17 protein-coding genes and 1 tRNA gene are annotated in these 24,679 nt (G+C 64.0%); 4 read left to right on the forward strand and 14 right to left on the reverse strand.

Annotated elements, in window-relative coordinates; all coding sequences use genetic code 11:
• Positions 1-496 precede the first annotated feature (496 nt).
• Together EMO90_RS04200 and EMO90_RS04205 are read right to left on the reverse strand one after the other, a co-directional pair.
• Positions 497-585 (reverse strand) — tRNA-Ser (locus EMO90_RS04200).
• Between the two features lie 51 nt (positions 586-636).
• Positions 637-1,569: an EamA family transporter gene (locus tag EMO90_RS04205; RefSeq protein WP_190971947.1), complete on the reverse strand. Its 933-nt coding sequence runs from the start codon at positions 1,567-1,569 to the stop codon at positions 637-639.
• 146 nt (positions 1,570-1,715) lie between these two features.
• Between EMO90_RS04205 and dinB the strand changes: the two genes are divergently transcribed.
• Entirely contained in the window at positions 1,716-3,017 is a 1,302-nt protein-coding gene (gene dinB / locus EMO90_RS04210) for a DNA polymerase IV (protein ID WP_150353382.1), read from the forward strand.
• Positions 3,018-3,489: 472 nt separating this feature from the next.
• Here the strand turns inward: dinB and dapC are convergent, their stop codons facing one another.
• The 7 genes from dapC to EMO90_RS04245 form a co-directional block, all read right to left on the reverse strand.
• Positions 3,490-4,674 carry a succinyldiaminopimelate transaminase gene (gene dapC / locus EMO90_RS04215; protein ID WP_150353383.1) on the reverse strand — a complete coding sequence of 395 codons (1,185 nt, stop codon included), beginning with the start codon at positions 4,672-4,674 and terminating at the stop codon, positions 3,490-3,492.
• A gap of 29 nt (positions 4,675-4,703) precedes the next feature.
• Entirely contained in the window at positions 4,704-5,027 is a 324-nt protein-coding gene (fdxA, locus tag EMO90_RS04220; protein ID WP_150353384.1) for a ferredoxin, read from the reverse strand.
• A gap of 138 nt (positions 5,028-5,165) precedes the next feature.
• A complete protein-coding gene (locus tag EMO90_RS04225) occupies positions 5,166-6,818 on the reverse strand; it encodes a UxaA family hydrolase (RefSeq protein ID WP_150353385.1) in 1,653 nt (550 codons plus the stop codon).
• 291 nt (positions 6,819-7,109) lie between these two features.
• Positions 7,110-8,066, reverse strand: coding sequence for a hypothetical protein (locus tag EMO90_RS04230; RefSeq protein WP_150353386.1), 957 nt, complete (start codon positions 8,064-8,066; stop codon positions 7,110-7,112).
• A gap of 456 nt (positions 8,067-8,522) precedes the next feature.
• Positions 8,523-9,473 (reverse strand): carbohydrate ABC transporter permease, encoded by a 951-nt coding sequence (locus tag EMO90_RS04235; protein ID WP_150353387.1) that lies wholly within the window; start codon positions 9,471-9,473, stop codon positions 8,523-8,525.
• Positions 9,474-9,504: 31 nt separating this feature from the next.
• A complete protein-coding gene (locus EMO90_RS04240) occupies positions 9,505-10,491 on the reverse strand; it encodes an ABC transporter permease (protein WP_395952806.1) in 987 nt (328 codons plus the stop codon).
• Positions 10,492-10,629: 138 nt separating this feature from the next.
• Positions 10,630-12,243: an extracellular solute-binding protein gene (locus EMO90_RS04245; protein ID WP_150353388.1), complete on the reverse strand. Its 1,614-nt coding sequence runs from the start codon at positions 12,241-12,243 to the stop codon at positions 10,630-10,632.
• A 283-nt stretch (positions 12,244-12,526) separates the two neighbouring features.
• Here EMO90_RS04245 and EMO90_RS04250 point away from each other — a divergent pair, with 283 nt between their 5' ends.
• On the forward strand, positions 12,527-13,555 hold the full coding sequence (locus EMO90_RS04250) for a LacI family DNA-binding transcriptional regulator (protein ID WP_150353389.1): 1,029 nt from the start codon (positions 12,527-12,529) through the stop codon (positions 13,553-13,555).
• 84 nt (positions 13,556-13,639) lie between these two features.
• Here EMO90_RS04250 and EMO90_RS04255 read toward each other — a convergent pair whose 3' ends face one another.
• Complete coding sequence (locus EMO90_RS04255; protein ID WP_150353390.1) at positions 13,640-15,397, reverse strand: family 43 glycosylhydrolase; 1,758 nt, start codon at positions 15,395-15,397, stop codon at positions 13,640-13,642.
• Positions 15,398-16,448: 1,051 nt separating this feature from the next.
• On the opposite strand from EMO90_RS04255, the gene EMO90_RS04260 reads away from it, so the two are divergent.
• Positions 16,449-17,693, forward strand: a complete 1,245-nt coding sequence (locus EMO90_RS04260; protein ID WP_150353391.1) for a glycoside hydrolase family 28 protein — start codon at positions 16,449-16,451, stop codon at positions 17,691-17,693.
• A 163-nt stretch (positions 17,694-17,856) separates the two neighbouring features.
• Here EMO90_RS04260 and EMO90_RS04265 read toward each other — a convergent pair whose 3' ends face one another.
• Positions 17,857-19,569, reverse strand: a complete 1,713-nt coding sequence (locus EMO90_RS04265) for a glycoside hydrolase family 43 protein (RefSeq protein ID WP_190971935.1) — start codon at positions 19,567-19,569, stop codon at positions 17,857-17,859.
• Between the two features lie 272 nt (positions 19,570-19,841).
• Here EMO90_RS04265 and EMO90_RS04270 point away from each other — a divergent pair, with 272 nt between their 5' ends.
• Positions 19,842-20,936, forward strand: coding sequence for a LacI family DNA-binding transcriptional regulator (locus tag EMO90_RS04270; protein WP_150353392.1), 1,095 nt, complete (start codon positions 19,842-19,844; stop codon positions 20,934-20,936).
• Here the strand turns inward: EMO90_RS04270 and EMO90_RS04275 are convergent.
• From EMO90_RS04275 to EMO90_RS04285, 3 genes are all read right to left on the reverse strand, one after another.
• Positions 20,879-21,577, reverse strand: a complete 699-nt coding sequence (locus EMO90_RS04275; RefSeq protein ID WP_190971936.1) for an SGNH/GDSL hydrolase family protein — start codon at positions 21,575-21,577, stop codon at positions 20,879-20,881. The genes EMO90_RS04270 and EMO90_RS04275 overlap by 58 nt on opposite strands.
• 89 nt (positions 21,578-21,666) lie before the next feature.
• Positions 21,667-23,238, reverse strand: coding sequence for a glycosyl hydrolase family 28 protein (locus tag EMO90_RS04280; protein WP_150353394.1), 1,572 nt, complete (start codon positions 23,236-23,238; stop codon positions 21,667-21,669).
• Between the two features lie 268 nt (positions 23,239-23,506).
• Positions 23,507-24,649 carry a glycoside hydrolase family 88/105 protein gene (locus EMO90_RS04285; RefSeq protein WP_150353395.1) on the reverse strand — a complete coding sequence of 381 codons (1,143 nt, stop codon included), beginning with the start codon at positions 24,647-24,649 and terminating at the stop codon, positions 23,507-23,509.
• Between the last annotated feature and the right edge of the window lie 30 nt (positions 24,650-24,679).

Raw genomic sequence — 24,679 nt, forward strand, 5'->3', positions numbered from 1 at the left:
CAGTTGCCATCTCGACCCCAGTCCAGTTCCCGCATTGGATCTGCTCACTCTGTTGGCCTCAAGTCGCAGAATGAGCAGATCCAATGCGGTAGAACCCCGATCCGGCCCGCAGGACATCGAATTCGCTCAATCTGCCCGCCGCGCTTCGCAAAATGAGCGAATCGGATGCCTCATGCGCGCCTCGCAGTACGATCACCGCACATCGCGCAGATCTTCAGCCTCCAGATGGCCCGATCTGCCCAGTTCGCGGCGCAGCGGGCACGGACTGGACACGGGCTGGACACAGACTGGGCAGATCAGGACGATTATTGTTCAAACTGGGCAGATCCGGTCATCCAGCGCCCTAAAACGAGCTCCAAATGACCAGATATGCCCAGTTGGCAAACACCGTGGCCGGATATGCCCAGTTCATGATGCAAATTGGGCGAAAAGCCGGCAATCCCCGTTTTCGGCATGAAAAAAAGGGATTCACGAAAACCCGTGAATCCCTAGTGTGCGGAGTGAGAGGGATTCGAACCCTCGAACCGCTAATACGCAGTTAACACCTTAGCAGGGTGCCCCTTTCGGCCACTCAGGCATCACTCCAGTCGCACCCGCTTCCGAAGAAGAAAGCGCAACAGGGGTTAACTATAGCACCTATGCCGGATTAGAATCGCCGGAGAACGTAATTATTACGGCAGAAATTACGAGCACAATGCCCACGATGTCCCAAACCGTTGGAATTTCGCCGAAAACAAGGCCGATCAGCGACGCCATGGCCGGGTTGACGGACTGCATGACGGAGAACGCGCCGGACGTGGTGCGCCGCATGATGAACTGGTCGATGATGTACGGCAGGAACGAGGCGCAGATGGCCACGATCAGCAGCAGTCCCACCAGCATCAGTCCGCCGCCGGGCTGCGCGGCCCATGTGGCGCTGGGCTTCGGATGGACGGTCTCGCGCACGGCGGGCACGGCGAGGAAGACCGACTGCACGGCCCAGCCGATCAACATGCTCAGGCTGAGCCAGTCGAGCGGGGTTCCGCCGGCCGCCACCTTGCGACCCAACACAATGTATACGCCCCACATCGAACCGCCGAGCAGGATGGCGATCAGACCCACGAGGAACGTGCCGCCGCTCGGCTGGGCCAGCGACATGCCGGCCAGGGTGATCACGCCGGCCGCGGCGACCACGATGCCCACGCGCTCGCGCCACGACCGCCCGGCGATCACCGCCACGGTCAGCGGGCCGATGAACTCAATGGCCGTGGCCACGCCCACGTTCATGTTGCTGATCGCCACGTAGTACATGGTGTTCATCATCGCCAGCGCCAGACCGCAGCCGACCACCACGGACCAGTCACGACGGCCCCGGGGCAATCGGTCACGCTTGGAGGCGATCCACGGGCGACGCCACAGCAGCATCAGGATCGCGCAGAATCCCACGCGGTACCACACCGCATACAGCGGATCAAGCTGGGTGAACGCCTGCTTGGCCACCAGCGTGGCCGCATACATCACCGCCGCCTCGCCAAGCACGAGCAGGAACACGGGCACCCGACTGAGTACGAATACCACCAGTCGCTTCAATTCTCTCCACATGCGTCCCAACGCTACTCCCTCGCGGTGATGAAACGATCAACGCGGGCCACGACGGCGATTCGCGTGCCCGGCGACCCATGCACCCGGCGACTCGGCAGCGCGGGGATGAGGCTCGTTCGGGCTACCATGGATCCATGAGCACCGCACCGAGACTTCAGGCCGCCAAGAGGGATTGGGGCCACGACGAAACCGGATGCACCGTGCTGCATATCGACATGGATGCCTTCTACGCCTCGCTGGAGATGGCACGGCATCCGGAGCTCAGGGGCAAGCCGGTGATCATCGGCACGGGCACGCGGTCGGTGGTGTCCGCGGCGAGCTATGAGGCCCGCAGGTACGGCATCAATTCAGCGATGGCGTCGGCCCGGGCGCGGCAGCTGTGCCCCGACGGGATCTTCCTGCCTGTGGACATGGCCTACTACCGCGAGCAGTCGCGCCGCATCTTCACCGAAGTGTTCGAGCAGGTGACCAACCGGATCGAGAAGGTCTCGGTGGATGAGGGCTACATGGACGTGTCGGCGGCGCTGACGCAGTGGGACCGGCCGAGCGCGATCGGCGCGTGGATCCGCTCCGAGGTGTCACGGCGGTTCCATGTGACCTGCTCGGTGGGCGTGGCGGGCAACAAGCTCGTGGCCAAGATGGCCTCCACCAACGCCAAACCGGACGGCATGCTGGTGATCCCACTGGCGAGGCACGCCGAGTTCGTGCAGATGATGCCGCTGCGGGGCATCCCCGGCATCGGACCGTCGCTGGAGAAGCGGCTCAAGGCATGGGGCGTCAACACCGTGGCGGATCTGGCCGCGATGGATGAGACAGCGCTCGCGCAGGCATGCGGATCGGTCACGGGCGCGCACGGGCTGTGGCTGGCATCCCGTGGCATCGACGAGCGGCGGGTGACGCCCTACACGCCGGAGAAGTCGGTGGGCGCCGAGCGGACGTTCAGCGCCGACACGCGATCGCTGCGGCAGGTGCGCGATCTGCTGCGGTGGGCGTGCGACGATGTGGCGTCCACCTTGCGCCGGCGCGGACTCATGGCCCGAACGCTGACGGTCAAGCTACGGTTCGCCGATCTGAGCTACCAGACGCGAGCGCACACGCTGGAGCAGCCATTCGACACGGCTGGCGTGATGCTGCCCGAGGCCGTGCGACTGCTGCGCGGCATGCTGGGCATGGATGCGGGTGCCTCCGCGAGCGCCGGAACCGATGCAACACTGCCCAAACTGATCCGCCTGGCCGGCGTGAGCGCGAGTGGGCTGACCGAGGCGCGCGAGACCGTGATCCAGCCCTCTTTGGAGGACCTGATGGAGGAGCACGACGCCGTCGGCAAGCGTCCCGGCGATGGCACCACCAAACCGCAACGGCTCAACCGCGCCGAACAGGCGTTGGATGCGGTCCGAGCGCGGTTCGGCAGCGGCGCGGCCAGTTTGGGGATCTAATACCGGCCTCTCGGGCAGTCACGCCCGGAAATCACACGCCGAAACCACACGCCGGAAGACTCGGACGCGTATCGGATGCCACGCATGCCTCCGTTTTCATGGGTATTCGTCAAAGTGGGGGCGGATTTCGCTACTTGCGGCGCGATATACATCAAAGTGGGGGCGCCGGAACGATGCATCCACGAATACGGCGTCACGTCATTCCGCGGTTTTGGCCGCTTGCACAACGCCGAATATCCGGCATTGCCCTCGCGCGACGCCCCCACTTTGATGTATATCGTCATGCAAACCCCGAAATCCGCCCCCACTTTGACGAATAGCCCAAGATCGGGCCACAATCAAGCAAGACTCAAGTCATCCGCGCACGTTCACGAGGCGTCGCTTAGAACTCCTTCGAGGGATCACGTCGCAAAAGGCCCCACGGAATCCCCATCAGGGGAATCCGCGGGGCCTGGCGGACATCACGAGGATGTTATGCGCGGTTCCGCAGTCGTTCGGCGGCCAAGTCGACCACCGCATCGGTGGCGGTGGCGGCGAAGCGCAGGTATTCGGGCGCGGAGTAGAACTCGCCGGGGCTGGGCACGATGCCCAGCTCGGCCAGATCGGCCATGTCCTTCCAGCAGTCGCCGCTCAGCGCGCGCACCCACACGTACAGTGCGCCTTGGGGCATATGGGCGTCGTACCCGTATGCGCGCAAGGCATCCACAAGGGTGGCAAGACGTCGGCGGTAGCGCTCCCACTGCTCGTGCACGGAGACCACATCGCGCAGCCCGGCGGCCATGGCGGCCTGCACCGGCCCGGGGATGATCTGGCCGATCTGCTTGCGATAGTCAATCATTTCGGCGACCAGCGCGGCATCGCCGGCCACCAATGCGGTGCGATAACCGGCCATGTTGGACTGCTTGCTCAGCGAATAGAGCACCAGCACGCCGCTGGCATCTCCCCCGCACACCTGATCGGACAGGGCGCACGGCGTGGCGGTGAGCGAGAAGGCGTTGGCCGCGGCGGGCTCGTTGGAGTCGACCGCAGGCGTCCCCTCCATGCCGCGCCAGTCCATGAGCGCGTAGCATTCGTCGGACAGCACCACGGCGCCGATGCGTCGTGCGGCGCCGACGATCCCGGCCATTTGCGCGGCGGACAGCACCTCGCCGGAAGGATTGCACGGCGAGTTGACCCACACGGCCTTGACTCCGGGCTCGTTCGCCCATGAATCGACATCGGCCACGTCATCGACCTTGAGCACGGTGGCGCCGGCCAGCTGCGTGCCGATCTCATAGGTCGGATAGGAGACGCGCGGCTGCACCACCACGTCGCCCGGTCCCAGATGCAGCAGCGAGGCCATCAGGGCCACGCCCTCCTTGGAACCGACCGTGGGCACCACGCGGGCGCCGACGGCCTTCAGATCGACGCCGCGCAGATGGCGGAACCACTCGGCGATGGCGTCCTGCAGGTCCTTGGTGCCGACGGTGACCGGATAGCCGTGGGCGTTCGGCGCGTCGGAGGCGGCGGCGAGCGCGCCGGCTACCGATGCCGGCACGGGGTCGACGGGAGAGCCGACGGACAGATCGGCCATGCCCCCGGGCACGGCGGAGGCGATTGTCTTGAACTCGGCGATGCGTCCCCAGTCATAGGGGGAGGAAAAGGCGTGGAATCCCATATCGCTGGTGTTGTTGCGACGTGGCGGGATCAGGCCTGGTTCTGCGGGGGCAGCTCCTCGACCTGCTTGGGGTCCTTGCCGATCGGACCGGCGGCGGAGGCACCGCCCAGATCGCCCACCTCATCGAAGAACTCGATGGCGGCATCCTTGCACCAGGCCCACTCGTCCGGCAGATCGTCCTCGTAGAAGATGGCCTCGGTGGGGCACACGGGCTCGCAGGCGCCGCAATCGACGCACTCGTTCGGGTTGATGTACAGCGAGCGCTTGCCCTCGTAGATGCAATCGACCGGGCACTCGTCCACGCAGGCCTTGTCACGGACATCGACGCACGGCTGGGCGACAACGTACGGCATGATTCCTCCTCAATGTCAAATCCTCGTTGCGGCGATCGACGCCGCTTTGCTGCATTCCAGAGTACGCCGGGGCTCGGATGGACAGCGGGGCCAGGACGCAAATTCCGAGGCCGGCCGAAGGCGCTCCGCGGATTGCCGTTATTCGGTGGGACCGTCTTTGAAGATGACGACACCCTGCATCGCGTTGCGCTCGTTGTTGGCGCGGGCGCCGTTGACGGTTTCGAGGACCAGGTCGCGGAAATCGGCGTCGACGACTGCGGCGGACTCGTCGAGGAGACGGCCAGCGTTGAAGTCGATCCAGCGGTGCTTCTTGGTGGCGAGGGGGGTGTTGGTGGCCACCTTGAGGGTGGGGACGAAGCAGCCGAAGGGAGTGCCGCGGCCGGTGGTGAAGAGGATGATCTGGCAGCCGGCGGAGGCCATGGCGGTGGTGGAGACCATGTCGTTGCCGGGGGTCTCCATGAGGCTCAGGCCGTTGCGGCGCAGGCGCTCGCCGTACCAGAGGACATCCTCGACCTCGCACTTGCCGCCCTTGCGGATGCAACCGAGGGACTTGTCCTCGAGGGTGGTGATGCCGCCGGCCTTGTTGCCCGGGGAGGGGTTGTCGGAGATGATCTCGCCGTACTTGCGGAAGTGGTCCTTGAACTTGTTGATGAGGCGGACCACGTCGTGGAAGACGCCCTCATCGCGGGCCTGGGACATGAGGACCGTTTCGGCGCCGAACATTTCGGGGACCTCGGAGAGGATGACGGAGCCGCCCTGGGAGACGACCCATTCGGCGAACCGGCCCACGAGCGGATTGGCGGTGATGCCGCTCATGCCGTCGGAGCCGCCGCATTCCACGCCCACCTTGAGCTCGCTCATGGGGATTTCGACGCGCTCGTCGTTGGCGGCGGCGTCGTTGAGCTCCTCGAGCAACTGGGCGGCGGTTTCGAACTCGTCCTCCATGTCCTGGCAGATCATGAAGCGGGTGCGCTCGGGCACATACTCGTGCATGCCCTCCTTCATGAGGTCCATCTGGTTGTTCTCGCATCCGAGGCCCACGAGCAGCACACCGCCCGCGTTGGGATGCTCGGCGATGCCGCGCAGGGTGTTCTGCGTCCAGACGAGGTCGCCGCCGAGCTGGGAGCAGCCGTAGGGGTGGCGGGCGACGATCACGGAGTCGAAGTTGCCGTTGTCCGGGTGCAGGGCGCGGAAGGACCTGGCCATGGTGTCGCACAGGCCGTCGATGCATCCCACGGTGGGCACGATGTACAGGTCGTTGCGGATGCCGACCTTGCCGTTGGCGCGGCGGTAGCCCAGGAAGGTGGCGGTGGGCGTGCCGGGCTTGACGGTGTCGTCGGTGGGTTCGTACTCATACTCGAGGTTGGCGCCCAGATTGGTCCGGATGTTGTGGGTGTGGACCCATTCGCCCTTCTTGATGTCCTGCTTGGCGCGGCCGATCGCGAAACCGTACTTGACGACGTTCGTGCCCTCGGGGATGTCCTGAAGGGCGATCTTGTGGCCGCGCGGCACGTCGTTGAGGACGGTCAGCGGCTCGTGGCCTTCGACGGTGACGGTTTCGCCGGCCGCGATCGGTCGGGCCGCCACGCACACCATATCCCCCGGCGCGAGGAAGATGGTGTCGAGCCCGGTCTTTTCCGGGATCTCGGCGATATAGTCGTGCTGCTTGGCGCCCGCCGCACCGTCGCCGCACGTCGGGATGAACCCGGTGCTGGCGTCGATTCCCGGACGCAGCTCGGCACAGTTGCTGGTCGTGCTGTTCGCGTTGGTGTTCTGCTTCGTTGCGCTCATACCATCAATGGTATGGACTGTCAATACCCCCGCGGCTCTTTGTTGCCATACATTGCAGAATGCGCTCGGGTGAGCGAGCGCGTCTCATCTTTCATTCCTTCCAACATGCCGCCCAATCTTTCCAATCTGCGCCCCGATTTTCGCAGATTGGAAAGAATCTGCAGATTGGAACACGAAAAGCGGGCCGTAGACGCAGAATCCTTCCAATCCGCGATTTCAAGGATGCAGGTTGGAAAGAATGAACAGGTTGGAAAGAATATGCAGCATGGAAAGGCTATGCAGTATGGGCGATCAGCACTTCGGAACACCGGCGAGATCAAGTTTGAATCGCAGCGCTTCCGACTGCTCGGTAGCCTGTTTGAACGTCGTGCGCACGAATCGGATGTCCCCGCGCAGCTGAATGCCGCTCTCGCGCTCTTTCTCGGCCAAAATCACATCCGTCACGTCGCGACCATCCGTCATCACAGGATTAACGTATTTCTCTCGGCCGTCCAGTTCCAAGACGATCATCCGCCCATCGGGCAGAATCCACAAGAAATCCACACGCCAGCGCCTGCCGGTCACCGGATCGGTGATCCACTGCTGCATCAGCGGAACCGCATAGCCCCACTGGATCAGCAGCGCCCGCACAATCGATTCGCCGCCATTCTCACTGCGCGGGTCGGCATGGGCGAATACCTTGCGAGCCAAGCTGACTCCTTTGAAGCCGCGATGATTGGCAACGAACGTCTCCATCGCCGATCGAGCCAGTCCGTGGATGCGCATTGCGGCATCGCAGATCGCCAACGCCTGATCAAACGGGAGCGTGCGCGCGCAATCGAAAACGGTTTGCAGGAGACCGGTGACCGGCAAGCCATTGCGCATCTCCGGCTCAAGACTTGGCACCAGTAGAAATTTGAAGTACCTGCGATTGCGGCAATGCGATCGAAGATCCGTGGCCAGATAAACATGGTCGTGCATTCGATAGGTTTCATTCAATCCCCATACCGCCGCAGCGCTGAGTCCCCCAAGCACCCACTTCCGATGCTTGGCGATCACCGCCCGCAAAATATGCATGATCTGTTCAATGTAGGGCAGCCCAGACCAGTACGACGGCCGTGCGAACAGATCGTCGCGAACCGCGATGAGCTCGCCGGCTTTTACACGGGCGCGTATGCTTCGCAACCCATTCGGGTCGCGTGTCCACAGACACATTCCGGAATTTTCCGCGTTGGTGATGGCGGTGGTCAATCGTTCATTGGCTTTCATGCCCCGTACGCTATCCGCAATCGTCCATATGCCGCCAGCTGATCGGAGCACTGTGGTCGAATGGCTCCCCCCAATTTGATCTCCGGGCGTGTCGCGCTGCCGATCGTGCACATGTGCATAACTCGGCCCATCATTATCCAGACACCTGACCTTTCCAATCTGCGCCCCGATTTTCGCAGGTTGGAAAGAATGTGCAGATTGGAACACGAAAAGCGGGCCGTAGACGCGGAACCTTTCCAATCCGCGATTTCAAGGATGCAGGTTGGAAAGAATTGACAGGTTGGAAAGAATATGCAGCATGAGCAAGAGCTGCCGGCAAACCGCATGGAAAAGCCCCATCCGGAGGGGAAAGACGATCTCCGGATGGGGTGGCTTTGGATTGGCGCGAGTCGGCGGCACGGAATCGGCGGCGCGGCGCGCAATGGGCGGAACTCAGTCCAAGGCTCAGCCCAAGGCTCAGCCCTTGACGGCCCCGAGCAGGACGCCCTTGTTGAAGTACTTCTGCAGGAACGGGTAGATCACCAGCAGCGGCAGGGAGGACACGAAGATCACGCCGTACTTGATCTTGTCCGCGAGCTCCTGCTGGGCGGCCGCGTCGAGCGACGCGGAGCCCTCGGCGCCGGTCTGGTTGGACAGCAGAATCGCCTGCAGCACGTTCTGCAGGGGCTTCCTCGAGTCGTCGTTGATGTACATCAGGCCCGTGAAGAACTCGTTCCAGTGGGCCACGAAGTAGTACAGGGCCACCACCGCGATCACCGCGCTGGACAGGGGCAGCACGATCTTGAGGAAGTAGCCGCCGTAGCTCATGCCGTCCACCTTCGCGGAGTCGAACAGCTCCTCCGGGACGGCGGTCTCGAAGAACGAGCGGGCGATGATCAGGTTGTACACGTTGACGGCGGACGGCAGGATGAACACCAGCCAGTTGTCCACCAGGCCCAGGGACTTGAACAGGAGGTAGGTGGGGATCATGCCGCCGGAGACGAACATGGTCAGCGAAAAGAAGAACAGGACCACGCGGCGGACCTTGCCGAGCTCCTTGCGCGACAGGGCGAATGCGGCGGGCAGGGTGACGAGCATGTTGAGCGCGGTGCCCACGACCGAGTAGACGATCGTGTTGCGGTAGCCGTCCCAGATGCGCGTGTCGGCGAAGATCTCGCGGTAGCCGTCCCAGTTGAACCCGACGGGCAGGAGGGTGACCTTGCCGAGGTTGACGGCGTTCTGGTCGGACACCGAGGCGATGAGGATGAACCAGATCGGGTAGGTGATGATGACCACGATGGCCGCGAGCAGGAGCCAGATGATGACGTCGACGATGTGGTCGGACAGCTTCTTCTGCATGCGGTAGTGGTTCCAGGGGATATCGCCGGCGGGCAGCTTGGCGGGCGCGGTGGCGTTGGTGCTGGTCATGATGTGTGTCTTCCTTTCCCTTGAAGACCGGTTAGAAGATGCTCACGTCGGACGCGCGGCGGGCGATCCAGTTGGCCGCGAGCACGAAGCACAGGTTGATGACGGTGTTGAACAGGCCGATGGCCGTGGCGTAGGAGAACTGGCTGGAGAGGATGCCGATCTTGTAGGTGTACGTGGAGATGACCTCGGAGACCTGCATGTTGAACGGGTTCTGCATGAGGTAGACCTTCTCGAAGCCCACATTGAGGACCTTGCCCATATCCATGATCAGCAGGATGATCGAGGTGGGCAGGATGGTGGGGATGTCCACGTAGCGGATGAGCTGGAGGCGGGAGGCGCCGTCCATCTTGGCGGCCTCGTACAGGGAGGTGTCCACGCCGGAGAGGGCCGCGAGGTAGATGATCGATCCCCAGCCCATCCCCTGCCAGATGCCGGACAGCCAGTACAGTGGCGTGAACCAGGCCTCGATGTTGAGCAGGTTGTCCGGGCCGGCCACGCGGCCGATGAATCCGGACTTGGGGTCGAGGAAGATGGTGAGCATGGTCACGATCACGACCATGGAGATGAAGTGGGGCATGTAGGTGATCGTCTGGATGAAGCCCTTGATCTTCTTGCCGGCGAGCTGGTTGAGCAGCAGGGCCAGGATGATCGGGGCGAAGAAGCCCATGACCAGGCTCCACAGGGAGATGCGCACGGTGTTGGTCAGGGTCTGCACGAAGTTCGGGGAGGAGAAGAACTGTTCGAAGTACTTGAACCCGACCCAGTCGCCGTCGAAGCCGCCGGAGCGGGAGTTCTTGCGGAAGGCGAGCTGCAGGCCGTACAGGGGGATGTAGTGGAAGATGAACACGAACACGACGGCCGGGATGAACATCAGCCACAGCTGCCAGTAGCTGCGGAAGTGGCCCATGATGCGCACGGGCAGCGGGCGGGAGCGCTTGATCGCGTCGTTGTCGGGAATCTCGCCGGACATCATGCCGGCCGCGGCCGCGTTTTTGGGCGCGTTGGACTTATGAGACATGTCTTTCCCCTAAAAATTGCGTTGGTTGAACGATGGAATCGGATCGGAGAGCCGATCGCAGGGATCGGAAAATCAGTGAGGGGGCTCCCGGCCCGCCCCGGGGTGGTGGTTGGGACGGGCCGGGGGCACGATTTGCTGCTACTTGAGCGCCTGGGCGCGCTCGTAGATGGTCTGCCAGATGTCGATGTCGCGCTGCAGGCCAAGATCGTTCATGTGCTGCACGTAGGCGTCCCAGCCCTCATCCACGCCGCCGTCCTTGAGCCAGTTGGCGAAGATCGTGGGCGCGTAGCCCCAGATGATCGCACGGTCGTTGGAGAGGGTCTCGGACTCCTCATCGTTCGAGGCGGCGTAGATCGGGAAGCGGTTGGCATCGATGTCGCCCAGGTTCTCGCGCTGGGAGGCATAGACCTCCTCGGCCTCCTTCAGGGCATCGACGTCCTTGGCGCCCTCGATCTTGAGGTTGTTGTTGAGATAGCCGGTCATGTAGTTGAGGCCGAGCCACTGGGTCTTCTTGGTGCTGAAGACCGACTCGTCGACCTTGTAGGAGTGGTCGCCGGTCTTGGTGACGGTCTTGCCGATCGCGCCGTAGGTCTCCTCAATGGAGGTCTCCTCGCTGTACAGCTGGTTGGCGATCTTGTACAGGGCCTCCTTGACCTCGGGGGCGGCCTTCTTGGAGATGGTGAAGCCGTCGCCCTTGAAGCCCTGGACCTCCTGGCTCAGATCGGCGTAGACCTCGGAGTCGCTCATGTCCTCGGTGGCCTTGGGCCACGGGATGGCCACGTACTGGTCGGACAGCGAGGAGAAGGTGAGGGCGGAGTCGGTGATGGTCAGGCCCACCTTGGCGGTCTTGCCGTCGGACTGAACGTTGGCGTTGTACTTGGTCTCGTCGGAGATGTACTCGGCCGGGTAGAGATCCTTCTCCACCAGCGTGTGCATGTACTTCATGACCTCCTTGAAACGGTCGTCGGTCAGGAAGTTCTCCACCTTGCCGTCCTTGACGTAGGCGCCGAAGTTGCGGGCCTCGTGCGAGAACTGGGTGGGGATGCCCACGGAGTTGAGGAAGGCGAAAACGCCCTGCCAGGCGAGACCGGTGGTCTGCATGGCGCGGAAGGTGGCGGGGATCTCGTCGGCCTCGCCGTTGCCGTTGGGGTCCTGGGTCTTGAAGGCCTCGAGCACGGCCGTCAGCTCGTCCCAGGTCTTGGGGACCTGCAGGCCGAGCTTGTCCAGCCAGGCCTTGTTGATGAACAGGTGGACGCGGGAGTTGGAGCCGAACTCGCCCTTGTGGCGCGGGATGATGTAGATGTCGCCGTCGGTGGACTCGACGGCCTTGCGGGCGTCGGGCTCGGCTTCGAAGAAGGCCTTGACATTGGGCATCTCGTCCAGATGGTCGTTCAGATTCTCGAAGTAGTCGTAGGAATTGGTTTCGCGCGGGTAGTAGAAGTTGAAGGCGCCGTCCGGCACATCGCCTGCGGTCAGGGTGGTGGGGCGCTTGCGGTTCCACTCGTTCTGCGGTGTGAGGTTCCACTTGATCGTGCAGTCGCAGGCCTCCTGCAGACGCTGGGTCCAAGTCATGTTCTCCATGTCGTCCCACGTGGTCTGGGAGACCATCTGGATGTTGACGATGACCTTGCCGTTGGCGTCGTACTCGGCCTTCTTGGCACCGCTGCTGTTGCCGCAGGCGGCCATGGGGACGACGGTGGCCAAAGCCAGCGCGGCCGCGAGGGCCCGCTTCACCGTTTTGTTACTACGCATCGTTGTGTTCCTTTCCCTGTTTTCCTTGTGGCGTCCTCGCCAGTGATCGGTTCAGCTACGAACCTCTCTTGGTTTCAGATTTTATCAGGTTTTAAGTAAAATTTTATTCGTTTGTTGTCATGATTTTCATCGATTCGGCAGTCTGCAATCGTTCTACCAAGCCTACCGGCCACAAAACCACGGCACCTCGGTCCTTATTCAGCAGATATTTACCATCACCCCGAAAGATGACAGAAAACTTTTCCTTCCGTTGCACGGAAACTCTTTTATATACTGGATTCCCATGAAGCAATCTCTAGGAGCACCCCACGGCCGCACGCGACTGCAGGACGTGGCCAAGGCGGCCAACGTCTCCATCGCCACGGCGTCGAAGGTGATCAACGGGCGGACCAACGTGGCCAGCGACACCCGCGAGCGCGTGGAGCGGGCCGTGCGCGAGCTGGGATACATCAAGGCCAAATCGGGGGACGATGCGGCATCGGGCGTGATCGAGGTGGTGTTCACCGCGCTGGACCACTTCTGGGTCACGGACGTGCTGCAGGGCATCTCGATCGTCACCGAGGAGCAGGAGGCCCGATTGGAGGTATCCGCCGATGCAGCGGACACCTCATGGGTGGAGCGCGCGATCGTCAACCAGTTCCTCGGCGTGATCGCCGTGATGCCCAGCCCGGACGCCGATCTGACCGCAAAGCTCGCCGCCCGTCGCATCCCGTGCGTGCTAGTGGACCCGTGGGGCAATCCCCCCGCTCCCGGCGTACTGTCCGTGCAGACCGATTTCTGGTCCGGCGGGCTGATCGCGGTCCGTCATCTGGTGGGCATGGGCCATCGCCGCATCGCCACGATCACCGGACAGACCTCGGAGATGCGCGCGAACGCCCAGCTCGACGGGTTCGGCAGCGGATTGGACGAGGCCGGCATCCCGCGCGACGATCGCATGGTGGTCCGAGCGGCGGCCTCGTGCGGACGCGGGCGCGAGGCGGCGATGACGCTGCTCACCATGCCGGAGGGCGAGCGGCCCACGGCGATCGTGGCGCAGACCGATCTGATCGCCATGGGCGTCTACCAAGCCGCATGGGAACTGGGCCTGCGCATCCCGGACGATCTGTCCGTGGTGGGATACGACGACATCCGCCCGGCGCAGTACATGACCCCGCCGCTGACCACGGTGGCCCGCCCGATGAACCGGATGGGGCAGATGGCTGCGCAGATGATCTTCGACTACCGCTTGGAGGACGAGCCGGTCGACGGCCGCATGATCGCCCCGCCCGTGCTGGTGGAGCGCAGCAGCGTGGCGGCGCCGAAGATGATCTGACTCACGCGCGCGCCGCGGCCGAGGCGGGCTGCCTCCATCGCGGGCTGGCCGCCCATCCGCGAGCTGATCGCCTCGGCCGCTCCTCTACGCCGTGATGGGCCGGTATGTGAAATGCCGGAAGGTAGCGGCGGTGGCGTTGCGGACGTTCTGGTCCACGCAGTCCAGCGCGATGAAATCGCCGGTGAATCCGCCGGCCAGAAATCCGGCATCCACATCCTTGGCCACCACACGCGGTTCCGCTGGGCCGGCGGAACCGGCTGAATCGACGAGACCATCATCCGTCACCAGGAAGTCGGCGAGCGCGCCGCGGACACGCATCGTCAGCCGGCCGGATCCGCTCCACGGCTGGAAGTCGCCCACCAGGGAGAATTCGCCGTTGCGATCCTCAAGCAGCCCGATCACCGGATTGCCGTCGAAGTCGCAGGTGGCGGCCAGGAACAGGTATCGGGTCACGTCCAGATACAGCAGCATGCCGGCCGCGTTGAGGAACATGCCGGGCATGTATGCCATATCCACGCAGGCTTCGAAATCATGATCCGTGCGGCGGATGCCCACCAGATGCTGGTCGAAGCCGGACCGGGGCGAGGCGCCGCCGCGGATGACGAACGCACCTTCCTGCGCGCCTTCCTGCGCGCCTTCTTGCGCGCCGCCACTCTGTGCCGCGTTGCCCTGTGCGCTGCCGCACGTCAGCCAGTCGCCGGGCATTTCGCGCAGGGTGTTCCAGTGGACGGGATCAAGGGAGAGGGCGGTGAAGTCGTCGTGGAAGGCGAGGCGGGATGGGGAGGTTAAGGATCCTTCGACGTCGGCCTGACGGCCTTTGCTCAGGATGACAGGGGAAGAGGTTTGACGGGCTTTGTTCAGGATGACGGGAGCAGACTGCGGGACGGGGACGTCGACGGCCGGGTGATGGCCGCCATGGGCGAGCCGCAGCCAACCATCGTCCGTCCATTCCACGCGCTGCAACGAGGTTTCGCGGCCCAGCGGCGCGGGACGGGGAGCAACGGCCACCGACCCCTTATCCGGCAGAGGACGGGTCATCAGATGGGCCATATACCAATCGCCGCTGAACGACTCCACCAGGGATCCATGCCCCGCGCACTGGAACGGCAGGGCGGGATCGTCCTTGGAAGTGAGCAGCGGCGTGTTCGGATCGGCCTCGTATGGGCCCCAGATGGACCGCGAGCGCGTCACGGTGACCTGATGGTTCCATCCGGTGCCGCCCTCGGCCACGATCAGGTAGTACCACCCGTCGCGCTTGTAGATCTGCGGGCCTTCGGTCTTGTCCGCCTTGGTGCCGGTGAACACCTTGCGAGGTTCACCCATGAGCGCGAAGGTCTCCGGGTCCATGCGCTGGATCACGATCCCGCCGGCATGCTCCACCTCGGGACCGAGCGGCAGGCGGTAGTCGAGGATCTTATGCGCGTAGTACATGGATCCGTCGTCGTCGAAGAAGATGGTCGGGTCGAAGCCGGCGCCGTTCAGGTACACCGGATCGGACCACGGGCCGTGGATGTCCTCGGCCCAGGTGATGTAGTTGTACGAATCCTTGTAGGGGCGGGACACGTTCTTCGCATCGGTGTAGACAAGGTAGTAGCGGCCGTTGTGCCAGCACATCGAGGGGGCCCAGATCGATCCGCCGGCCGGATTGCCTGCCAGCGCGGCCATGCGAGGGGAATCGAGGATGGACGTTTCATAGCGCCAGTGCGCCAGATCGTCCGAAGCGTAGACACGCACACCGGGCATCCACTCGAAGGTGGAGACGGCGATGTAGTAGCGCTCGGCGTCGCGGAAGATGCACGGGTCGGGATTGAATCCGGGGAGCACCGGGTTGTGAATCATCATGCGCACCACGCTAGAGCCTGCGGGATGCCGGCCGCCGGACTACCCGCCACTCATGCACAAACCCGCCAAATTCTAAACTTTTCGAGGCTTTCAGTACCATCCCCTGAGCAGGTCGCCAACGTCATCCTGAGCGATCCACCCGCTGTCATCCTGAGCGCTGAGCCGTGAAGCGGACAGCCCGGTGGGCTGTCCGTAGGCGAAGGGAGCCGCCGCCAAGGCAGCGACGGTCCGGCTCAGCCGGACACCGAGGGGCGGAGTCGAAAGATCCTTAATGTGCGCAAAGTTAAGGATCCTTCGACTCCGCTGCGCTCCGCTCAGGATGACGAGGACTAATTCCGCTCCGCTCAGAATGAGCGGAGATTTTGCAAACTGGGCAGGCTGGTATTTCTGGAGGCCGATTTGGGGGTCCAGAAGCCCGGATCTGCCCAGTTTGCGGGCTCTGGGGATGCGGATTCAGGCGCGGGCTCGGGTTGGCGCGTGTCACAGGGTGCGAAAGGTGCGTCACGGGGTGCGAATGGCGTCACGGGGAGCGGTCGCGCCGGGTGACGTGGTTTGGGAGGGCTTGCGGCAGTAGGGCTCCGGGACGGCGTCACGGGGGGCGGTCGCACCCTGTGACGCGCCTCGCGCCGAGTGACGGTGGGGTCGCGCCCGGTGACGGGGAGGACGATTGGTTCCGTCATCCTTGAGCAGCCCGGTCGTTCTGGGCAGCCCCGGTCGTCCCTGTTGCCGTCCTGAGCGATCCGCCCGCTGTCATCCTGAGCGGAGCGAAGGATCCTTAACTTCCTGCACTATGCCTCCGTGCGAAATGACGAAGGATCCTTCGACTCCGCTACGCTCCGCTCAGGATGACCGGGAGTTAATTCCGCAGCGCTCAGGATGACCGGGGAGCCAATTCCGCTTAACGGCTCGGCGACCAGGACGACAGGGACCGGCACACACCAGTTGGCAACAATCATGACAATCGTCAGCTTTCGCGGATACCGTGGAATCGTTTGCAGCAGTTCCATCCCCTTTCGACAACGTACATCAGCAACGTACAAAGGAGTACCGCATGAGCGACATCGCTTCCATCGTCCGCAACCATACCATGGCCATCCGCGAGCCGAACATCCCCGAGCGCCGCGTGGTCGCATCCCTCTATCCCACCATCCAGGACGCGGTCGATTACTGCGCCGGGCATGGCGGCGGCACGGTCGTGGTGCCGGAAGGCAGCTGGCATTCCGGCCCGATCCATTTGTCCAGCAACATCAACCTGCATGTGGAGACGGGCGCGACGATCGAGTTCACGTCGAAGCGCGAGGCATACCTGCCTGCGGTGTTCACCCGCTGGGAGGGCACCGAATGCTACAACTACTCCCCGCTCATCTACGCGAAGGACTGCCATGACGTGGCGATCACCGGCGACGGCACGCTCAAGGGCAACGGCATGGACTGGTGGGACTGGAAGACCGACCAGATCGGTGGGGCCAACCGCCTGTACGATCTGGCGGCGACCGGAACGCCGGTGGAGCAGCGCATGTTCGGCACCGAGAAGGACGCGCTGAGGCCGTCGTTTGTGCAGTTCGTGAACTGCAGCAACGCGCTGATCGAGAACGTTGCGATCGAGGAGGGTCCCATGTGGACCATCCACCCCGTGTACTGCGAGGATGTGATCATCCGCGGCGTGCGCGTTGAATCGATCGGCCCGAACGTGGACGGATGTAACCCCGACTCCTGCCGCAATGTGCTGATCGAGGGCTGCCGGTTCAACACCGGCGACGATTGCGTGGAAATCGACTCGGGCCTCAACGAGGACGGCTGGCGCGTGAACCGGCCGTGCGAAAACATCGAGATCAGCCATTGCACGATGATCGGCGGGCATGCGGCCATCGCGATCGGATCGATGGTCTCCGGCGGCGTGCGCAACGTGTACGCGCACGACTGCACGATGGCGGCGGTGGAACGCGGCGTGCACATCAAGTCGATGCGTGGCCGCGGCGGTTTCGTGGAGGACGTGCTGCTGGAGAACCTGACCATCAAGGCCGTGCGGCATGAGGCGATCCGATTCAGCATGTTCTACCAGATGAGCACCGTGACGCCGAAGACGACCACGCCCACCAAGCTGCGTCGCATCACGCTGCGGCACATCACCGGCTCCGGGGCCGCCGCCGCATTGGAGTTCGCGGGTCTGCCCGAGGAGCCGCTGCGCGACATCACGCTCGATTCCGTGTACATGACCGCCGGCGAGTCGATCCGCTCCTCCGACGTGCTGGGACTGTATATGCGCGACGTCCAGCTCACGTCTGAGGCGCAGTAGAGGAGCGACGATCCGAATTACGGGCTGCGCGGGCCGTTTTCGGCGATTCGCAGCGCCATCGGGCCGAAAATCGCGCGAAAAACGGCCCGATGACGCTGCGAATCCCGGATTTCGGCCCGCGCAGCCCGTATTTTGCGCGTATTTTGCGCGCCAAACCCTGTGCTCAGTTGTGGGCTCGGTCAAGTGGGCGGTATTCGAAACGCTCGAAGCGGGCGGGACATGCTCCGGGACCCATGCGCCGGTTCATGCCCACGTTGGTCAGGCCGATGAAATCGCCGGTGAAGCCGCCGGACAGGAAGGTCACGTCCACGCCGGTGGCCACCGTCCGCCCGTTCACCGCGAAGTCGGCGGTGGCCCGGTTCACGGTGACGGCCAATTCGCAAGCGGCCTCCTGATCCTCGTCGGCGAGCGCCGCATCGCCCAGTATGGCGAAGGTGCCATCGCGGTTCTCCATCAGCCGCGCGATCACCGGTCCGCCCTGACCGTCCAGCCGCTCGTCGAGCGTGATGGCCAGGAACAGGTAGCGCCGGGCATCCAGATACAGCAACATGCCGGCCATGTCCAAGTAGGTGCGCGGCTCGTATCGCAGCGACGCCGTCGCGCGGAAGCTGAAATCGGTCTGCCGCGTGGCCACCATGTGCTGGCCGATGGGCGATTGCGGCGAAGCGCCTGGCATGATCGTCAGGCCGTCCGGGCCGGTGGACAGCCAGTCGCCGGGCAGCTCGCGCAGGGTGTTCCAACGGGCGGGGTCGAGGGAGGGCGCGGTGAAGGGGTCGAGGAAGGCGGGGTGCGGGGAGGTTAAGGATCCTTCGGCTCCGCCCCTATCAGTGTCTGGCTTCGCCAGACCGTCGCCGCCTTGGCGGCGGCTCCCCTCGCCTACGGACAGCCCACCGGGCTGTCCGCTTAACGGCTCGGCACTCAGGATGACGGGAGAGGGCTGGGGCGCGGGGACGTCCACGGCGGGGAGATGCCCGTCGCCGGCCAGTCGCAGCCAGCCGTCGTCCGTCCATTCCACGCGCTGCAAAGCGGCCTCGCGTCCCAGCACCGCATGACCGTCGATCGGCCGCGTGCACAGGTGGGCCATGTACCATTCCCCGCCGGGCGTCTTCACGATCGACCCATGTCCGGCGCACTGCAGCGGCCAGTCGGGGCGGTCCTTCGACGTGAGCATGGGCGTGGCGGGATCGACCTCGTACGGCCCCCACACGCTGTCCGACCGGGCGACGGTGACCTGATGGCCCGTTCCGGTGCCACCCTCCGCGGTCATCAGGTAGTACCGGCCATTATGCCGGTAGATGTGCGGTGCCTCGGTTTTGGCGGCCTCGGTGCCGTCGAAGATGCGTCGCGGCTCGCCCATGGGCTGGAAGCCGTTCGAGTCGAGGCGCTGGAGCACGATGCCGTCGGACTTGTTGTGCGTGGCGCGACGGTAGTCCCACAGCTCGTTGACCACGTACATGGAACCGTCGTCGTCGAAGAAGATGGAGGGATCGAAGCCGGAGCCGTTGATGTAGACCGGCTCGCTCCACGGCCCGTGGATGTCCGTGGCGGTGACGATGTAGTTCGAGGCGTCGGCGAAGGGGCGCTGTGTGGTGCTCACGTCGGTGTAGATGAGATAGTAGACGCCGTCATGCCATGTCATCATGGGCGCCCAGACGGCCATGTTGTCCGGGCGGCCGGCGAAGTCGGCGAGCGCGGGGGTGGCGAGCACGCTGGTCTCATACCGCCAGTCCACCAGATCGTCCGAGGCGTAGACGCGCACGCCGGGCACCCAGGTGAAGGTGGACACGGCGATGTAGTAGCGGCGGCCGTCGGTGAAGATGTTCGGATCCGGGTTGCATCCGGGCAGGATCGGGTTGTGAATCATGCGGTCAGACATGGCGTTCTTCCTTGAATCGTTTTCGGTCTTTTTTCGTGACGTGTCTCCATTGTAGAAGCGCTTATACGATCACCGCAAATCGTTGCCAATCGCCGCAGCACAGCAAAAACCGGACCGTAAAGCCATATATTCCATGCCATCGGCGGCTCCCACCACGGCAATATGTCGATATCTTGGTAGTAAAATTTTCTTTAGTTTTTATCTGATTATGAAACATTTCGTTCGCCCGATGCCGACGATGGCCTCGCGGCGGACGCGGGAAGGGAGTACCCATGACCAGTGGCAACGGCGGCAACGGCGGCAGACGCGTGATTCTCAGGGATGTGGCCGAGCGGGCCGGGGTTTCGATCGCCACGGTCTCCAAGGTGGCCAACGGGCGCGGCGAGGTGTCAAGGGACACCCGCAACCGCGTGGAGCGCGCGATGGCCGATCTCGGCTACTTCCAGTCCTCGCCGCACAAGGCCGGCTCGTCGCCCTTGATCGAGGTGGCATTCCATCATTTCGACACGGTATGGACGCTGGACATCATGCGGGGCATCGCCGGACCCACGCAATCGGCCGGCGTGCGATCGGTCGTGTCCCTGTTGGACTGCGATGACGCGCAAATGACCGCATGGGTGGAGGAAGTGGTGGCACGCCGGCCGATCGGCGTGATCGTGGTGTTCTCCAAGCCCACCGAATCGCTGGGACGCCGGTTCGCCTCGCGCAACATCCCCTGCGTGTTCATCGACCCGCTGGGCAATCCGGAAAGCGGCATCATGAGCGTGCAATCGGACAACTGGTCGGGCGGACTGTATGCGGGCCGGCATCTGCTGGCTCTGGGCCATCGCCGCATCGCCACCATCACCGGGCCGGGCAACGCCATGTGCGCCAACGCACGACTGGCCGGATTCCGCAGCGCGTTCACCGAATTCGACGCGTCATTCGATCCCACGATGGTCCGGCACGGCGAGTTCACGGCCGATTCGGGCGAACGGCTGGCACGGGAGCTGCTGGACGGGGATGCGATGCGCGCGGATAGGCGACCGACCGCCATCTTCGCCCAAAGCGACGAGATCGCACTGGGCGTCTACCGGGCCGCCGCCGCGCTGGACCTGCGGATCCCGGATGATCTGTCTGTGGTGGGATTCGATGACGTCCGAACCTCAATCACGCTGATGCCGGCGCTGACCACCGTGAGCCAGCCGCTGGCCCGCATGGGCGAAGCCGCCGCGCGCATGGTGATGGAGCGACGATCACCGGACGCCGACCCGCGCGTGATCCTGCCCACCGAACTCGTGGTGCGGACCAGCACGGCGGCGCCGGGCGATCAGGCGCCGAGCAGGGCGGACAGCCTTGGCGCCAAAACCCTGGCCATGACGTCGTAGCCATCCTGGTTCGGATGGATCGAATTGCCATACAGATCGCGATGCTGGTTGATCGCCGCGGCGAAATCCACGAAATGCCAGCCGTGCTCGCGGCACATGCGCCGGTATGCCGGATTGAGTTCGTCCACCAGCACGTTCATGCGTCGCATGCCCTCCAGCCCGAACCGGCTCATCACCGGCTCGCCAAGCGCGAACTGGATGATGGAGAGCACCGCCACCTCGGCGTGCGGGGTGAGCGCCGCAGCCTCTTCGATCAGCCCCACATACCGCGCGATGTGCGCGGGGACATCGTCCGGCGACGTGACGAAATCGTGGCCGATGTCGTTGGTGCCCAGCATGAACGTCACCAGATCGGCGCCGGGCAGCTTGGACTTGGCCAGCTCCCATTCGGGGCATTCGCGGTACCGGGCCGCCTCGATGCCGTTGTGCCCGCAGTTGAACACCTCCACGCCCAGCATCTCCCCCACCTGCTCGGGCCACGGGCGCGGGGCGTTGAAGCCGAGGCCCGTGTCGCCGTGCGTGATGCTGTCGCCGATGCACACGATGCGCGCGCGGGACGAGGGAATGCGGGTAATCGCCAGCCCGGCGGAATCGGCGGAATCAGAACGAACGGAATCGGAGACGGCCATGGAAACTCCCATCGACGATGATTGCGGACTGTTTCCGAGCCTAACGCGGCCGCACGCGATCATGCAGCGCGATGCCAAACGTTGCCCGCCCAGACCGCCGGTTACCGCCCCTGCAGCGGATTCTCCCCGGCCGGCAGGGTGTCCGTGGCCAGGGAGCTCACGTTCTCCATGGTCACGTTGCGCGCGTACGCCATCTCCACAAGCCCGGAGCCATCCTTCACCCCGCCCAGCGTCACGTCGCGCAGCACAACGTCGCGCACCTCGTGGCCAGGCTTGGCGAAGCCGCGGACCAGCACCGCCGTGGTGGGATGGACTTCGCCATCGCCCTCACCCCAATGGCGGCCAAGCACCTTCACGCGCTCAAACCGGAAGTTCTCGAACACCGGCTGGTCGGGGCCCGGCTCGCCGTCGTCGTTGTACTCCACCGCATGGATGGTGATGGCCGCAAGCTCGCAGTCGCGCACGGTGACATTGCGCACATAGCCGCCGCGCTTGGGCGTGCCCTTGATGTGGAAGCCGTAGCAGGACTTGGCGATGTCCACGTCCCACACCTTCACGTCCTCCACGCCGCCGCTCATCTCCGATCCGATCGCGATGCCATGGCCGTGCGTGGCCGAGCAGTCGAAGATGCGCACATGCCTGGTGGGACGGTTCACCGCATTGCCCTCCGGGTTCTTGCCCGATTTGATGGCCACCATGTCGTCGCCGGTGTCGAAGCGGGAGTCGAACAGCCACAGGTTCGTGGAGGAGTCGGGATCCCAACCGTCGCCATTCCACACACCCACGGACGTGAACGCGCAGTTGTGCGTGACGATCGTATCCGAGTAGATGAACTGCAGGTTCCAGCTGGGAGCCTGTCCCAAGGTGAGTCCGCTGATCGTCACGTTCTGCGCATTGGCCACGTTGATCAGACGGCCGCGAACGCGCCCGGGGATCGTATTCTCGTTCTCGCAGGTGGCGATGTAGTCGGCCATGGCGGCGAGCTGGTCCTTGATGCGCTCGCGCTCCAGATCGATCGTGGCGTGCATGAGCTCGGGACCGCCGCCAAGGATGGACCCCTCGCCGCTGATGGTCACGTTGCGCGTGGTGTAGCTGGCATCGTGGTCCATCCGGCCTACGTTGATCAGGCTGCGGTAGCATTCGGTCTCCACGCCCTCGAAGCGCGTGCGCACGCGCGGCTCGTAGTCCGCCGGGTCGGTGGAGCCCTGCAGGGTGCCGCCGAACAGCACGGTGAGCTCGGAATCGGAGTGCATGGTAAGCGCACCGGTGAGGAACGTGCCCTTGGGGACCACCACGCGGCTGTTCGCGTCGCAGTCGTCCAGCGCCCGCTGGATGGCCGCGGTGTTCAGGGTCTTCCCGTCGCCCACCGCATTGTAGGGGGCTTGGGTCACATCGATCGCGCGCTTGGCGGGCAGGGTGCGGAACGTGCCGGACAGCATCGGCTCATAGTCGCCATACTCGCCCTCCTCGCTCAGACAGACGGAGAAATCGTGACTGGTGTCCGGTTCGAGGTCCAGAAAGGTGACGTGGGTGCGATCGGTCTTCGCGGCCTCCGGGCCGTCGAAGCGGATGCGGTAGATGCTCTCCGGGGTGGCCTCATCGGGCTGGTCCCAGAATAGGGTGATGGACGTGTCCGAGACATCGGCGTAGAGCCCGTTGCAGCTTTGGAACATGGCTTCCCCTTCGTGTTGAGTGGTGCGTGCCTAACCGATGCCAAGGATACACCGGGGCCTGTGGAAAGGCTGGGAACCAATGAAACTCTTGGCAAAAGAGGAGCTGTCGTCATCCTGAGCGAAGCGCAGCGGAGTCGAAGGATCCTTAATACTCCGCGCATAGTCATGGCTCCTTTACGCATGAAGTTAAGGATCCTTCGACTCCGCGCTACGCGCTCCGCTCAGGATGACGGAAAAGACCACTCAGGATGAAACCCGCTGCCGGGACTCACACCCCACGTTCCCGCCGGAGCATCTCCACGTAGGCGAGCACCAGCGGGGCCACGCCCTTGGCGTCGTTGCGCACCACCGGTTCGCGCATGTAGTACTCGAACGTGCCCTCGCGATGGTCCGTGTTGCCCAGGCCCGCCACCAAGCAGATGCCGTCGAGCGTAAGCCGGCCATCCTCCTCGCCGAGCTTCGTGTCGCAAATGCCCTGGAACGCCCTGCGTCCCGCTTCGAAATAGGACTCCGGCAGCACGCCCAGGCGCACGCCCTTCATGATCGCGTATGCGAAGATCGCCGAGCCGCTGGTCTCCGCATAGTTCGGGGCGATGTTCGGCAGGTTGATCACCTGGCTCCACATGCCGGTTTCCCCGTCCTGATACGGCAGCATCGCGTCGATCAGTTCGCGGAACATGCGCCGCAGGATGTCGCGCTCGCCGCTCATGGATGCGGGCATGAGCTCCCAGGTATCAACCAGCGCCATCGCGAACCAGCCCTCGGCCCGCAGCCAGAAGCAACTGGACAGGCCTGTGACCGGATCGCACCAGAACGATTCGCGCGAGGCGTCGTAGGCGTGGAAGTACAGCCCGTTGCGATCGTCGCGCATCCGCTCGCGCACCACCTCGAACTGGTGGAGACTGTCCGGGCACCCGCGGCCGTCGCGGAAGCTCAGCTCGTACTGCATGTAGAACGGCTGGGCCATGTACAGGCCGTCGAGCCACACCTGGTTCGGATAGATCAGCTTGTGCCAGAAGCTGCCCTCCACCGTGCGCGGCTGGCCTTCGAGCTGGCTGTAGATGGTGTCCATCGCCTTGCGGTACTTGGGCTTTTCGGTGATCGCATACAGCTGGTAGAGCGTCTTGCCGGCGTTGACGTTGTCCAGATTGTAGGCCTTGGGATCGTACGAGGCGATCGATCCGTCCTCGCGCACGAAGTGGTCGATGAACCGGTCCGCGAAATCGAGGTAGGCGTCGTCGCCCGTGATGCCGTGGAGATCCAGCAGCGCCTTGATCATGCAGCCGTCGATGTAGTTCCATGTGTTCGGCTTGCCGGCGCGCAGCTTCTCGATGTTCCACGCGGGGGCCTCCGGCGTGCTCGTCTCGATGAGCTGATGGATGTAGGTGTTGAGGATGCGTGCATTGCCCATGCGGGGAACTCCTTTCGTGCAGTCGGACGC

It is taken from the genome of Bifidobacterium vespertilionis, from assembly GCF_008698145.1.
Taxonomy (GTDB): domain Bacteria; phylum Actinomycetota; class Actinomycetes; order Actinomycetales; family Bifidobacteriaceae; genus Bifidobacterium; species Bifidobacterium vespertilionis.

Excerpts from the sequence above, each read along its gene's own strand:
- dinB (WP_150353382.1), top strand. The coding sequence starts at position 1,716 with ATGAGCACCGCACCGAGACTTCAGGCCGCCAAGAGGGATTGGGGCCAC.
- dapC (WP_150353383.1), bottom strand. The coding sequence starts at position 4,674 with ATGGGATTCCACGCCTTTTCCTCCCCCTATGACTGGGGACGCATCGCC.
- fdxA (WP_150353384.1), bottom strand. The coding sequence starts at position 5,027 with ATGCCGTACGTTGTCGCCCAGCCGTGCGTCGATGTCCGTGACAAGGCC.
- EMO90_RS04225 (WP_150353385.1), bottom strand. The coding sequence starts at position 6,818 with ATGAGCGCAACGAAGCAGAACACCAACGCGAACAGCACGACCAGCAAC.
- EMO90_RS04230 (WP_150353386.1), bottom strand. The coding sequence starts at position 8,066 with ATGAAAGCCAATGAACGATTGACCACCGCCATCACCAACGCGGAAAAT.
- EMO90_RS04235 (WP_150353387.1), bottom strand. The coding sequence starts at position 9,473 with ATGACCAGCACCAACGCCACCGCGCCCGCCAAGCTGCCCGCCGGCGAT.
- EMO90_RS04240 (WP_395952806.1), bottom strand. The coding sequence starts at position 10,491 with ATGTCTCATAAGTCCAACGCGCCCAAAAACGCGGCCGCGGCCGGCATG.
- EMO90_RS04245 (WP_150353388.1), bottom strand. The coding sequence starts at position 12,243 with ATGCGTAGTAACAAAACGGTGAAGCGGGCCCTCGCGGCCGCGCTGGCT.
- EMO90_RS04250 (WP_150353389.1), top strand. The coding sequence starts at position 12,527 with ATGAAGCAATCTCTAGGAGCACCCCACGGCCGCACGCGACTGCAGGAC.
- EMO90_RS04255 (WP_150353390.1), bottom strand. The coding sequence starts at position 15,397 with ATGATGATTCACAACCCGGTGCTCCCCGGATTCAATCCCGACCCGTGC.
- EMO90_RS04260 (WP_150353391.1), top strand. The coding sequence starts at position 16,449 with ATGAGCGACATCGCTTCCATCGTCCGCAACCATACCATGGCCATCCGC.
- EMO90_RS04265 (WP_190971935.1), bottom strand. The coding sequence starts at position 19,569 with ATGTCTGACCGCATGATTCACAACCCGATCCTGCCCGGATGCAACCCG.
- EMO90_RS04270 (WP_150353392.1), top strand. The coding sequence starts at position 19,842 with ATGACCAGTGGCAACGGCGGCAACGGCGGCAGACGCGTGATTCTCAGG.
- EMO90_RS04275 (WP_190971936.1), bottom strand. The coding sequence starts at position 21,577 with ATGGGAGTTTCCATGGCCGTCTCCGATTCCGTTCGTTCTGATTCCGCC.
- EMO90_RS04280 (WP_150353394.1), bottom strand. The coding sequence starts at position 23,238 with ATGTTCCAAAGCTGCAACGGGCTCTACGCCGATGTCTCGGACACGTCC.
- EMO90_RS04285 (WP_150353395.1), bottom strand. The coding sequence starts at position 24,649 with ATGGGCAATGCACGCATCCTCAACACCTACATCCATCAGCTCATCGAG.